Source organism: Aquibacillus rhizosphaerae, assembly GCF_030282825.1.
Classification (GTDB): domain Bacteria; phylum Bacillota; class Bacilli; order Bacillales; family Amphibacillaceae; genus Aquibacillus_C; species Aquibacillus_C rhizosphaerae.
In genome coordinates this window covers 1-14,074 of record NZ_JASTZU010000052.1, presented here as the reverse complement: position 1 = coordinate 14,074, position 14,074 = coordinate 1, and the positions used below count along the sequence as shown (strand labels likewise).

At 35.1% G+C, this 14,074-nt stretch carries 10 protein-coding genes; 6 read left to right on the top strand and 4 right to left on the bottom strand.

Annotated elements, in window-relative coordinates; genetic code table 11:
* Positions 1 to 172: 172 nt before the first annotated feature.
* Both recQ and QQS35_RS16560 read right to left on the bottom strand, forming a co-directional pair.
* The gene (gene recQ / locus QQS35_RS16565; protein ID WP_285933341.1) at positions 173 to 2,314 is read right to left on the bottom strand and encodes a DNA helicase RecQ; all 2,142 of its coding nucleotides are present in this window, start codon (positions 2,312 to 2,314) and stop codon (positions 173 to 175) included.
* A gap of 919 nt (positions 2,315 to 3,233) precedes the next feature.
* On the bottom strand, positions 3,234 to 3,413 hold the full coding sequence (locus QQS35_RS16560; protein ID WP_285933340.1) for an SE1832 family protein: 180 nt from the start codon (positions 3,411 to 3,413) through the stop codon (positions 3,234 to 3,236).
* A gap of 463 nt (positions 3,414 to 3,876) precedes the next feature.
* Between QQS35_RS16560 and QQS35_RS16555 the strand changes: the two genes are divergently transcribed.
* From QQS35_RS16555 to QQS35_RS16545, 3 genes are all read left to right on the top strand, one after another.
* Positions 3,877 to 4,443 carry a TRAP transporter small permease gene (locus tag QQS35_RS16555; RefSeq protein ID WP_285933339.1) on the top strand — a complete coding sequence of 189 codons (567 nt, stop codon included), beginning with the start codon at positions 3,877 to 3,879 and terminating at the stop codon, positions 4,441 to 4,443.
* Between the two features lie 36 nt (positions 4,444 to 4,479).
* The gene (locus QQS35_RS16550; protein WP_285933338.1) at positions 4,480 to 5,751 is read left to right on the top strand and encodes a TRAP transporter large permease; all 1,272 of its coding nucleotides are present in this window, start codon (positions 4,480 to 4,482) and stop codon (positions 5,749 to 5,751) included.
* Between the two features lie 135 nt (positions 5,752 to 5,886).
* Positions 5,887 to 6,930, top strand: coding sequence for a DctP family TRAP transporter solute-binding subunit (locus QQS35_RS16545; protein WP_285933337.1), 1,044 nt, complete (start codon positions 5,887 to 5,889; stop codon positions 6,928 to 6,930).
* A gap of 521 nt (positions 6,931 to 7,451) precedes the next feature.
* Here QQS35_RS16545 and QQS35_RS16540 read toward each other — a convergent pair.
* Complete coding sequence (locus tag QQS35_RS16540) at positions 7,452 to 8,543, bottom strand: AI-2E family transporter (protein WP_331490813.1); 1,092 nt, start codon at positions 8,541 to 8,543, stop codon at positions 7,452 to 7,454.
* A gap of 440 nt (positions 8,544 to 8,983) precedes the next feature.
* On the opposite strand from QQS35_RS16540, the gene QQS35_RS16535 reads away from it, so the two are divergent.
* From QQS35_RS16535 to QQS35_RS16525, 3 genes are all read left to right on the top strand, one after another.
* Positions 8,984 to 9,742, top strand: a complete 759-nt coding sequence (locus QQS35_RS16535) for a TerC family protein (protein WP_285933335.1) — start codon at positions 8,984 to 8,986, stop codon at positions 9,740 to 9,742.
* Between the two features lie 161 nt (positions 9,743 to 9,903).
* Positions 9,904 to 10,350: an OsmC family protein gene (locus QQS35_RS16530; RefSeq protein WP_285933334.1), complete on the top strand. Its 447-nt coding sequence runs from the start codon at positions 9,904 to 9,906 to the stop codon at positions 10,348 to 10,350.
* 119 nt (positions 10,351 to 10,469) lie between these two features.
* The gene (locus QQS35_RS16525; RefSeq protein WP_285933333.1) at positions 10,470 to 11,714 is read left to right on the top strand and encodes an aminopeptidase; all 1,245 of its coding nucleotides are present in this window, start codon (positions 10,470 to 10,472) and stop codon (positions 11,712 to 11,714) included.
* Between the two features lie 74 nt (positions 11,715 to 11,788).
* Here the strand turns inward: QQS35_RS16525 and QQS35_RS16520 are convergent, their stop codons facing one another.
* On the bottom strand, positions 11,789 to 13,615 hold the full coding sequence (locus QQS35_RS16520; protein ID WP_285933332.1) for a DNA ligase D: 1,827 nt from the start codon (positions 13,613 to 13,615) through the stop codon (positions 11,789 to 11,791).
* Positions 13,616 to 14,074 lie beyond the last annotated feature (459 nt).

Below are 14,074 nucleotides of genomic sequence, written 5' to 3'. Positions count from 1 at the left end.
GTTGTGTGTGACCGAGGAGGCTAAGGTGCTGCCCCCCGGAAAGGGAGTATTTTTCCGTAGCGCTAGATTAACCACTCATCTTAAAAAGAATGCAAAGATGTTACGATAAAGTTAGTGCGTACTTTGTATCAAGTGCGAACCGTTGTAAAGCAACAATGTTTACGAAAGAACCTTACAAAAATCCATTTTTCACAAGAACAGCGCGGATTGTTGTGTAATCATATTCTTCATTAAGTGATTCCTTTAGAGGCTTAAGCTTAGGTTCTTCCAAATTCGCCCTCGCTTGGAGTACTTCTAGTTCTTGATCCTCACTAAAGAACAGACTCCAATCAATATCCATTTTTTGTTTATATGCCTGGAAAAGGTGATTGGTGACAGTTTGATCCGTTACTCCTCTTGTGCTTGCAATTTCCTCGATTTGCTTACCTTCGACAAACATTTGATAGCTAACTTGAAAACTAGGTTGTCCATTACTTTCATCTTTCTTTACGAAGTTTCTCTCTGTTTGAGACGTATTTGATGGCACTTCATAGTTATTTTTTTCAGTCCACTCCGAGATTGCATTTAATAATAGTTGTCCATACTGATCGAATTTTTTCATACCAACACCCTTAATTCCAAGCATTGCCTCTTTAGTTGTTGGGAAAAATCGACACATCTCTTTAAGTGTAGTGTCAGAAAAAAGTACATAAGGGGGTACCTTCTCTTGATCAGCGACCTGTTTACGTAATTTCCTCAACTCTTCGAACAGCTCTTGTTCGTAATTGGTTGATTCAGCTTGTTTAACAGAACCAGTTTGCATCCAAATTTGTTTTTCACCCTTTAAAACGGCCTCTGCACTTTTATTTAACTGTAAGATAGGTAAGCGCTGTTCACCAGTAGACAGAATTCCTTCGGCAACTAAGAAATGGATGAAATTAGTAAGGTCTTTTTCGGAATAAGCAGACATTAAACCATAAGTAGTAAGCTTTTCAAACTGAAAACTCTTTATCTTTTTATCCTTTGAACCTTTTAGTACTTTTGCGACCATACCAGCACCAAACCGTTCACCCATTCGTTTAACACAGGATAATACCATTTGAGCTTCTTTTGTCATATCTTCACGATCCTGGGTGCTCTGGCAATTGGTACATTTGCCACAATCTTCTGGTTTCGATAAGTCATTGAAATAATCAAGGATATAGGTTTGTAAACAATTATGTGTATGACAATAATTAATCATGGCTTGTAGTTTTTTATATTCATTCGTCTTTTTATCTTCGTCCATTAATGATTGATCAATCAAAAACTTTTGCAATTGGATATCTTGTCCCGAAAAAAGCAGAATACAATCACTTGGTTCCCCGTCTCTACCTGCACGTCCAGCTTCTTGGTAATAGGATTCAATATTCATTGGCAAAGCATAATGAACAACAAATCGAACGTTTGATTTATCTATTCCCATCCCGAAAGCATTAGTTGCTACCATGATTGTTTTTTCATCCTGAATAAAAGCAGTTTGTGCTTGTTTTCGTTCGTGTTCAGATAAACCCGCATGATATTTAGCGACAGAAACCCCTTTATTTTCGAGGTGATTATATAAAGCCTCTACTTGCTTTCTAGTTGTTGTATAAATAATTCCCGATTCTTGTTTCCGTTCAAAAATGTAATTGGAGATGAAATCTTTTTTATCTCTCCCTTTTATGATATGGAAGGATAAGTTTTCTCTAGCGAAACCTGTATTAACAACATGATCAGTTTCTATCTGAAGCAAACGACGAATGTCTTCGATTACTTGGTTTGTTGCTGTGGCAGTTAAAGCTGCTACGGCAGGTAATTGAATTATGTTGGATAAAGCGGGAACCACAGAACGATAGCTTGGTCTAAAATCATGTCCCCATTGCGAAATACAATGAGCTTCATCAAAAGCAATTAAAGACAAGTTAATGCTATTTAACGTTTCGATAAAAGCGGGAGTTTCAAACCGTTCTGGTGCTACATAAACGAATTTATATCGCCCTTCACGTAAATCAATGAAACGTTGACGTTGTTCTTCGGATGTTAGCGAACTATTTATATAGGTAGCTGCTATCCCAAGTGATGTTAGTGCATCGACTTGATCCTTCATAAGAGAAATAAGTGGTGAGATAACCACTGCCGTGCCATCCATTGTTAATCCTGGAATTTGATAACAAAGTGACTTCCCACCACCAGTAGGCATTATCGCCAGTGTATCTTCATTATTTAATAGTTGTTCAATAACAGTCTGTTGACCAGGTCGAAAGGTGTCAAAACCGTAATATTCTTTTAATAGTTGGTGAGCAGTTTCTATCATATTCATTCATCCTTTTATTTCTATTTCATAAACAGCAGTTATGCTAATAACATTTGAAAAAACTTAAGGAATAAAGGGGAAAATAAAAAACATGTACTTTCAAGGATGCCAGTTTCCTCTCGTTCCCCTCTATTATCCTATCATGTTTTGTGGAAAATGAAATTGGGAATTAGTAGAGATTTTAATAAAATTAATATAATGATTTGATCTAAACAAGCTTAATGTGATAGACATGAACCCAATTACTGAATCACCAGTACACTTAGAAAATAATAGTATAAATAATTTAATGAATTTCATAATACCAATTTTGTCACAGATGACTGAATAAGGTAATTATGAAATTCACTCCATTAATTTGGATTTTCTCGCTATTATGATAATAATTGATTATATGTTGTATATAATTTAAACAGGGGAGGTGTTTACGTGTGTTTTGGGTATTTGGAATAATAGTAGGTTCTCTATTGGCATTCGGTGTAATCGGGGATCTAAAGCAAAGACGTGAAAAAAGAATCAATACAGATGGGGAGAGTCATGTGCGTCAATAAGAGGAACAAGGTGGCGAACTTATATTTTTTAACAAAGGACTCCGAAAGCTGTAATAGAGTAAGTTCTGAGACAGATAGACTGTTTACTTTTCTAACTATAATCCATCCGAAGATTGCTGCAAATATTCCTTCCATAGCATCAATGTAAAACCAAATGCGAAAAATCCATCTTAAAATCTAATAAAATGTTTGCTTCTTCATGATGTAACCTCCACAAGACAAAATTCTTCATCATAATTAACGGATGGTACAAGCGATTCGATTTTTTTAAAAAGTGAAATATAGAGGAGGATTTTAGTAGTTTTATGTGGGTTAGTTAAATGTGGAAGTCGGGGACCAATAGAGGTGATTCTATCGGTCCTCCATCATTACTTTAAGTTTGCTAACTGTTTATTTAAATCAGCTAATTCAATCTCGAGTTGTTGAAGTTGCTTTTCTGCATTTTTGGAGTTGCCGCCAACAGAGTCTAATTTTTCTAAATCAGATTGAATGCGAATGTAATCGGACTTAACTTCTTGGATTTTGTACTCTATTTCTTTTTTTGTCATTCTTCTTCACTCCTTTTGAGTCAATACCATATTTAGTCTAGGTGACGACAAAATTGGTATTATGAAATTGATTACTTTTAAATAACTATTAATAAAATTAATTATATACAGTACGAGTTTCACATGCGAAAGATAAGCCTTATATTGGTATAAATATCAGTAGGAAGAATACAGTAGATAAATAAGTTCTATTTAACAGACGAATTAAAAGTTGAGCTGCTTACGATTTAAAACCCCATATTATTTAAATGATAATAGTGTTTTTGGAGCATATAATAATATGTGGGAGCATTTTAGTCTATACATGAATTATAAGCAATCATACGAAGACAAGACTTATATTTGTGGATTTATTCCCAATTTTAGCCATATAAGCTATTTGAACAAATTGAAATACTTTTGTAACATTATAGTAGTCGCAATCTTTAAAGTTTTTCATCCTGATGAAGGAGGAAGCACAGAATTGAAAATCATTTCAATAGTTGACAACATAATCATGAAGCTTGAAGAATTTATATTGAGTTTTGCTGTTATTGTGATTTCTGTAATGACAATAGGAAATGTAATAGCACGTGAAGTTTTTAATTCAGGCTTATTTTCGTTTAATTTAGAAGTTAGTAAATTTGCAATTGTTATCGCTACGTTTATGGGTATTGCTTATGCAGCGAGAAAAGGAAGACATATAAGTATGTCTGCATTTTATGATTTTGGTTCATTTAAAGTTAGAAAGATAATGATGATCGCAATTAATTTTATAACTGCAATTGTACTTTTTGTACTAGCTTATTATTCTTATACGTATGTACTTTCTGAATATGAAACTGGTTCAGTAACTCCTGCATTACAAATTCCACAGTATTTAATGGTTATATTTATTCCAATTGGATTTTTCATGGGAGGAATTCAATTCCTACGCAATATGTGGATTAACATTAAGGTGAAAGACAAAGTTTATATTGGAATTGATGCAGAAGATTATAATGATAAGGGTAATAATGAACGTGCAGAACAAGATTTTAATAACGTTTAATGATTGCAAGATATCATACATAGAAAGGATTCTGATATGTTAACGACATTAATTGCAATTATGGTTGTCTTACTACTTCTGAATTTTCCAATGATGATTCCGTTGATAGTAGCTCCTGTTGTCATATTACTTATCTATTTTCCTAATTTAGGGCCAGATTTATTGATGGATCAATTATTAACTGGTATTGAATCACCAGTATTACTATGTGTACCATTGTTCATCTTTGCAGCAGATATAATGACTTCTGGTAAAACTTCTAGCAGGTTATTGGATTTTATTGGAGCATTTGTTGGTCATATTCGTGGAGGATACGCTGTTACAACTTCTGCAGCATGTACACTTTTTGGTGCGATTTCTGGTTCAACACAAGCTACAGTAGTAGCCATTGGTAGACCAATGAGAGAGCGTCTTTTGAAAGCAGGTTATAAGGATTCAAGTGCAATAGCCTTGATTATCAATTCAAGTGATGTAGCGTTACTTGTTCCACCAAGTATTGGGATGATTATCTATGCGCTTGCAGCAGGATCTGGAGTTTCGGTTGGAGATTTATTTATTGCTGGTATTATACCTGGAATAATTGTATTTTTGAGTTTTGCTACATATAGTTATTTTTATGCAAGAATTAAAAATATACCGTTAGCAGAAAGAGTGGACTGGGGAGATCGATTAAGGTTTTTCTTTAGAGCACTTCTTCCTCTAGGTTTTCCTGTATTGATTATTGGTGGTATTTACACAGGTATATTCACACCAGTAGAAGCGGCAGGGATTTCTGTACTTTATGCTTTTATATTGGAATTTCTTATCTATCGATCAATTCATATAAAACAGTTACCGAAAATTGCTTTATCAACTGGATTAGTTACTTCCGCTGTATTTATTTTGGTGGCGGGTGGTCAAGTTTTCACTTGGGTTCTCGGTTATGCTAGAATACCGCAACAAATTACAGAAGCTGTGCTAGGAACAGATCCTAGTGCTATGTATGTACTGCTAATGGTTAGTATCTTTTTCTTTGTCGGTTGTATGTTTGTCGATCCAATTGTTGTAATTTTGATCTTAACACCTATTTTTGTCCCTGCTGCTGAAGCCGCAGGAGTAGATTTGATTCACTTAGGCATCATTGTTACATTCCAAGCAGCGTTAGGGTCTGCAACACCACCGTTTGGGGTAGATATATTTACCGCTAGCGCAGTGTTTAATAAGTCTTATTTAGACGTTATTAAAGGAACACCACCATTTATCATCATGTTACTTATTATTGGTGTATTGCTGGTTGTATTTCCAGAGCTATCTTTAATGTTGCTATAATCAACTTTTTAAGTAGATTTTAACGAACTTTTAAAGAGGTTCGTCAAAATCCTTATTATAAAATTTTCAAAAAATATTTAGGGGGTAATTATTATTTTTAACAAGAAATATTTATTTGCTTTAATCTCTGTATTAATGCTTAGTATTCTATTAGTAGCATGTGGCGGAGATGAAGAAACAGAAGAAGATACAGGCACAACAGATGGAGAAGAAGCATCAGGTATTGAAGAAGATACATGGAGATTTATTACAGAGGAAACACAAGGTCAAGTACAGTTTGTGTATGCAGAAGAATTTGCTAAACGTATCAGTGAAAAAACCGATGGAGCAATTACTGTAGAACCATATGAGTATGGTGGACTTGGTAGTGAAGTAGACCAAGTAAAACAATTGCAAGATGGTGCAGTTGAACTTGCTGTGATGTCACCTGGTTTCACAGGTAACATGGTAATGGAAGGACAAATTTTCGCCCTTCATTTCTTGTTCCCAGATAGTGTAGAAACAACACAAGAAATTCTAAATACAAGTGAAGCATTAAATACAGACCTTGTAGAAAGATATGAAGCGCATGATATTACCCCGCTTTCATTCTGGACAGAGGGTGCGATGCAGTGGACAAGTAACGTAGGTATTGACGAGCCTGCAGACTTTGACGGACTAAAAATGAGAGTTCAAGAATCTCCATTAATGATGAAATCTTATGAAGCTTATGACGCAAGTCCACAAGCATTAAGCTGGAGTGAACTATACACAGGGCTAGATCGTGGTACAGTAGAAGGTCAAGAAAACCCAATTTTCTTCATCTACGATGCAGCATTCCACGAAGTACAAGATACAATGACAGTTTCAAATCATAACAACTATGTTGCGATGACAACTGTTAACACAGAATGGTATAGTGACTTATCTGATGAGCTTAAAACAATTGTTGATGATACTGTAGAAGAAATGCAAGATTGGGTGTTTGAAGAGCAGGATAGACAAAACTCTGAATTCCTAACAGAAATGGAAAATGATACAGAAAATCCAACTGAGATCATTGAACTTACAGAAGATCAACGTGCAGCATTTAGAGAATTAGCTATTCCTGTACGTGACTACTACCGTGAAGAAGTTTCAGAAGTAGATGGAGCTATTCTAGATAAGCTTCAAGAAGAAATCGACGCAGCAATGGAATAATTTAAAGATAAAGAAACCGAATGCTATCATAGCATTCGGTTTTTTTATAGCCAGGAAATTATAGATTTAGTGTCCTGTGTATAACTGACTATTGCATGTGCCACGTCCAGTTACAGCGCCTAGCCGAGTCAAACATCTTTGTGGTAAAGAGCACCACATAGATGTTCGTCTTAATTGCCCTAGGGTGAGCACAAAGGAATGCTACAAAGAAAGACATCGCAGAAATAAGGTTTTTTTCTTGTTTCGAAGGCGCCCTGAGCTTTTGTTCGGCTCTATTATACGCTTAGATTTCTAGTGTGCCTTCTGTGGCCTGAGCAAAATATGAGTGTATTTCCGAAGTGATCGATGAATCACTAATCTAACGCACTATGCAGGGAATCAACATAGCTGTTAGTACAGACTTTATATTATATCTGTCATAAACAACACACTTTTAAAAGAGTCCTCAAAAAAAGATGGTGGCGTGAGATCCACACCATCACCTTTTTTTGAGACTCTTTAGTGAGAACAAGTTAACTTATTTAAAAGATATCTTTTTCACCTTCTGGTTGTTTCTTTAGCCATTCATGATAGAAATGAGAGATAATTGTTTTAACTACAGCATAAGCCGGAATGATGAAAAGTAAGCCAAGAAATCCTGCAATACTTCCTGCAGCTAATATTAATGTAATTATCGTAAGTGGATGTAATTTTAGTACACGTCCCATAACATTTGGAGAAATTAAGTTTCCTTCTACTTGTTGAGCAATTATCATTATAACAATCACCCAAACTGCTTTCATTGGATCCTGGAAGAAGGCAATGATAATCGCCGGTATAGCTGATAAGAAAGGCCCAACAAATGGAATAAAGTTCATAATAAAGCTTAGCAATGCGAGTGTTAATGAATATTGTAGTTCGATAATCAAGTAACCGATATAAAGCATTACAGCTACACACAAACTAACAATAAATTGACCTTGTATAAAAGACGATAGTGTTTGATTGATATTAGTCATTAACTCACGAAAACTATCTGATTTTTTCTTGCTTAAGAACTTTGATATAAAAGGAACGAGTCTATCCCCATCTTTAAGCATAAAAAACAAGAAAAATGGAATTAGAAAAAATGAAAATACGAAACCAAATATTTGCCCGAAAAACCCAATGATAAATGTTGTCATACGTTCTACATATGCATTTAAATTATCGGTAATGCCTTGAATCGTATCATCTAATTGTGGAGGGATGATGTTTTGGTTATCTTGCCAGTATGTAATGATACCTTCAACACTGTTGACCCACTTTGGCATATTGTCGATTAACCGACTAAATTGACTTTGTACAATCGGTGCAATGAAATTTGTAACAAAGTATCCAAGCAAAATAATTAACAAGAATACAATAATAATACCTAGTATTCTATGCACCTTAAATCTTTCTAATAAATTCACAATTGGATTTGTTACATAAAATATAAAGCCAGCAGCAATCAATGGGAATGCAATGGCACCAACATACCCCCAAAAAGGCTCAAAAATAAAGTCTGTAAGTGAGATAAGGTAGATTAAAGCAAAAATTAAAATTGCGATCACAAGACCACGAAAGAGTTTACTATTCGTCAAATAAAACACAACCTTCATACTTTTTTTACTATATTATACAGTTATTATCGAAACGTTGCATACAGTAAATTACAATACCTAGCTTGCCCTTTCATAGATTCATATAAACATATTAAATAACGAAAATAAACCGTGTCTATGAAAAGGTATATGTTGACATTTATTTGCTATAAGATTAAGATGTTAACTATACTTAAAGGGGAGTAGCTGTACAGTTAAAGTCGTCATTACGAGAGAAATCTCCGGCTTAATTGGCAACTCACGTTGTTTGCGAGACCTTTACCGTCAATGGTAAAGGTCTCTTTTTTATTGATCTTCACCATATTGGTGGAGGTCTTTTTAGTTGAGTGCCGGTGAATACCTTCATATGTTTTAAAAAAATGTATTCTGATTAAGCTTAAAAAAGTTAGTATTATTGAACAAATTTATTATGAATTAGGGGTGAGGGAATGGAATTATTATTCGAGTATGGCTGGGTACTTCTAGTGTTAATTGGACTTGAGGGGATTCTTGCAGCTGATAATGCACTTGTTTTAGCAATTATGGTTAAACATTTACCTGATGAACAAAGAAAGAAAGCTTTATTTTATGGACTTGCTGGTGCCTTTGTCCTCCGTTTTGGTTCATTGTTTGTTATTTCCTTTCTTGTTGATCTCTGGCAAGTTCAAGCGATTGGTGCAGCATATTTACTATTAATATCAGGTAAGCACTTGTACGATAAGCTCGGGGCCAGAAGTAAAGAAGATGAAGTGAAAAAAGAGAAACAAGGAAGTGGTTTCTGGATGACTGTTGTTAAAGTAGAATTTGCAGATTTAGCTTTTGCTGTTGACTCTATTTTAGCTGCAGTTGCACTGGCAGTTGCATTACCAGCAACTGGTTTACCTAATGTAGGTAGTCTGGATGGAGGGCAATTTGGTGTTGTATTAGCAGGCGGAATGATTGGTTTAATTATCATGCGTTTCGCAGCCAATGTATTCGTGAAGTTACTTCATGATCGACCAGGTCTTGAAATTGCAGCCTTTGTTATTGTTGGATGGGTAGGGGTTAAATTAGTTGTCAGTGTATTAGCACACGAAGCACTTCATATTTTACCACATGATTTTGCGCATTCATTAGCCTGGAAGTTAGTTTTCTATATTGTGTTAGTAGGAATTGCTGTAGCTGGTTGGTTTCTATCAAGTAATAAAAATCAACCAGAAAAAGCATAAAAATAAGAGAGCGTCCAATTCATATAATTTGAATGGCGCTTTTTTTATCTAGGTTTAAAGCATACAACTTTTCAGTAATAGGGATTGGATGTATTATAAATGGTGAATTGTTTCATTTACTTAGAAGATAAAAGAATGGGTAAACGAAAGGATAGATAAAAGTGGCAACACATCAATTCCATTTAAAAGCGAACTGGCCGGGTGGGCGTAATAATATCGGTTACATTGATACAGCTAATTTAAAGACCAAAATCTCTATACCGTCCGAGATGGATGGTCCTGGTGTTGGGACAAACCCAGATGAAATGTTACTTGGAGCTGCTTCAACCTGTTATATTATAACGTTGGCTGCAATGGTAGAACGTGCGAATCTACCTTTAAGTTTTATGGATCTTACATCTATTGGTATTGTTGATGTAACAAACGGTGTATTTACATACCAAAAAATTATTCACCGACCAACATTGATTTTACAACAAGATGCATCGGAAGAAGAATTAGAAAAAGCAAAGCAACTTGTCGAGAAAGCAGAAAGGTCTTGTATGATATCGAGAGCGATTGAAGGTAATGTGGAAATTGAGTTAGAGCCAAATGTCTTCGCGCACTAATGGAAGAGTTGGGTAATACACGTTAATCATAAGGTTTATTCTTGTATAACTATAACCCAATTACTACCAATTTAGTTGTGATTATGAAATAATGTAGTTAAAAACTGGGAGGTTATAAGATGACAACATTAAAAGAATCTTTAAACAAGTATGCAAAACTTGCTGTGCATACAGGGGTGAATATACAAAAAGGGCAAGGTTTGATTATTAATGCCCCAATTGAAGCGATTGAATTTGTTAGAATGGTTGCTAAAGAGGCTTATGTATCTGGTGCGAAGAATGTACATATTGAATGGAATGATGGTGAAATAACATATCAAAAAATGAAACACGCTCCACTAGAAGTACTAGAAAAATTTCCGGAATGGAGAGCGCAAGGACTTGAAGAGATGGCAAAAGACGGCTATGCGGTTTTATCTATTTACGGAGAAGATCCTGATTTGCTTAATGATATTGATTCAAGCCGTATATCAGCTGTTAGTAAAGCAAGTGCAGTTGCTTTAAGTGAATATCGAAGTCATGTAATGAATGATAAAGTATGTTGGTCAGTTGTAGGGTATCCGGTCACACCGTGGGCTGAAAAAGTTTTCCCGGAATTAAGTGGAGAACAAGCTGTTAATAAGCTTTGGGAAGAAATCTTTAAAATTTCTCGAGTTGACAAAGCGGACCCTGTAAAAGCTTGGCAGGAGCATAATGACACACTTCGTAAGGCAAGAGAATACTTAAATGAAAAAAGCTATAAACAATTGATTTATAAAGCGGAGGGAACGGATCTAACGATTGATCTTCCTGAAAATCATATTTGGCATGGTGGTTCAACCACTTCAGAATCCGGTATCGAATTTAATCCGAATTTGCCTACCGAAGAAGTTTTTACGATGCCGCATAAATATGGTGTCAATGGGACAGTTTCGAGCACAAAGCCTTTAAGCTATGGCGGTAACTTGATTGAGAACTTTACTTTAACTTTTAAAGATGGAAAGGTAGTAGATTTCTCAGCTAAAAAAGGAGAAGAAGCACTAAAAAATATGCTTGATACTGATAAGGACGGTGCGCGTAGATTGGGTGAAGTTGCTTTAGTTCCTGATGAATCACCAATTTCCCAGTCTGGTATCATCTTTTATAATACGTTATTTGACGAAAATGCTTCTTGTCACCTAGCTCTAGGAAAAGCTTATCCAACTAATATTAAAAATGGTCCAACGATGGATAAAAAAGAGATGGATGCACATGGCGTAAACGACAGTTTAATTCATGAAGACTTCATGATGGGATCAAGTAAACTAAACATTGATGGAGTAACAGCAGCCGGTAGTAAGGAAGCTATATTCCGAGATGGTAGTTGGGCAATTTCATTTGATTAAACATACGATAAAAAGCCTAAATCACATGTGATTTAGGCTTTTCTAATCTTTGTTATGACATTAATGGTCCATTCTTATTCTTTAGAACTACCTAAAAACTTATTAAGCAAATCCAACTGTTGTTTTTGTCTAGCTTGGTGATATCCTGAAAATGGACAACCTTTTTGTTTTACCCGATCCACTACATTTATAACGGTAAACATATCGGGGCTTAATGATTCATTCACTTCACTCCAAAAAAGTGGAGCGGAAACAGTTCCTTTATCTGTTTTTCTTGGTGAATAGGGAGCTATTAATGTTTTGTCTTTTCCATGCTGAATATAATCAATATATAACCGGTTATTTCTATTTTTTTTAAGCCGTTCTGTTGTAAATATGTCGTTATGTTTTTTTTCTAGTAAAAGCGCAATTGCTTGCGTGAATTGGGCTGTTTCTTGATAGGTTAAGCTATTTTCTGGAATTGGAATATACACTTGTAATCCTTTATTACCAGAAGTTTTAACGAAAGATATTAAGTGTAACTGATCGAGTAAATGCTTTAATAAAGTAGCAGCATAAATAGCTAAATTGAATTCATTCGTGCTAGGAGGATCAAGGTCAAATACAATTTCAATGGGTGTTTTCTTATTCATTAATTGGAATGGAACATGATATTCAATCGTGCCATGATTACCAAACCACACAAGCGCCTCAACACTACCGCAATGGAGCAGTACTTCATCACCTGAACGACCACCAGCAATAAATGCCGGGCCATAGTCAGGCATATGTTTTTGGTAAAACGATTCACTATGTACTCCATCTGGACAACGAATGATTGTTAATGCTTTATGTTGTAGGAAAGGAATCATGTATGGAGCTATTTGACGCAAATATAGGAGCAAATCGCCCTTTGAAATCCCTGTTTTTTTCCAAAATAACTTATTTTGTTTCGTGAGCTCAATGGAAGAAGGGAACATACTGAGTGCCTCTTGTAGTTGAGAAACATTACATTGATCAGGCTGTAAATCAAAACGAAATTGTTTAAATTGGGGTTCGCGCAACTCACCTTCATGGACACCAAGGCAATGAATATCAACACAAATTGCAGGTGGCAAATAGTATAGGTTACCTTGTTTTTCTCCTTTTGTACGAAGTAAAGTTTTGATAGTTTCTAATGCTTCACCATCCAAACCGTGTTTAAATTTCCCTAGAGAGACAATTTTTTCTCCTTGATAAATAGAAACATCAAAATAACCATTTTCTTGGTTGAATTTTGTTAAAAAACCAGTTAAGGTACGCCAGTTTTTGATTTTATACCAGTCACTATGGCTTTTTCCCTCTATGTAACGGCTATCTTTTCGCTTGGCAATAATCCCTTCCCCTAAGTGGTCCTGTAATTTTGGTAGAATCTCTTCTATTTGCGTGTAAGCCTCAATAAACCCAAGTTGATTGTCCCAGTCAACGGAAGAGTTATCATATAGCAAGTTAATAAGTTCTTTTAGCTTTTTTTTACGTATTGATTGTTTTTCTTTTGTAAATGATTTTCCTTTTATTTCTAATATGTCAAAGCATAGCAGGTGTGCGGGTCTAAGAGATGAAGCATGTTTAATTTTTTCGATTGATTTCAACCTTCCTCTTTGTTGTAATAAAGAAAAATTAGCTTGAAGTTCTGTGTTTAAAATGACAAGTTCTCCATCTAATTTTATAGGTAAAAACTCAGCAAATATAGCTTTTTTTTCTTTGCAAAAGGAAATAATTTCAGGGAAATTATTACTTAAATCTTTCCCATTACGACTAATAAGAGAAACATGTTCTTCATCCCAAAGTAAAACCGAACGAAATCCATCATACTTCACTTCATAGACCCATTCATTTCCTAAGGGAATATCTTCTGTTGGTTTTGGTTGCATCAGCTTCATTCAAACCACCTCTACCATCTAGATTGGCTTTTGTCCCATTTCTTATACTTTTGAAAAAAATCATTTCGTAAATTTTTATAATTTGAAGCATCGCAATTAATATAAAGTCCGCATTAACTATTCTTTGCTTTTGTGCATTCTTCCCTAGTTTAGTTGTGTTCCAACGCTGCGGAAAAACACTCGCTTTCCATGGGGAACGCTTCAGTCTCCTCGCTCGCAAAGACCGCTCACTGTGGGGCCTTCAGACTGTTCCTTTCCCATAGGACATTGAAATGACATCCATGAATTTACCCCACACGAAGAAAATGGCTCTTTATTTTCAAGGAGTCTCGTATTTTCCCTGCGCTTAGTATCGTTTTCTTTTCAAGTGAGAGGTAGTTGGGCCTTGGTTAAATGCAACTGTAACGGAACATATTAAAAAACTTTACAATCATAAGAAAGATTATTCAATAGATGCTG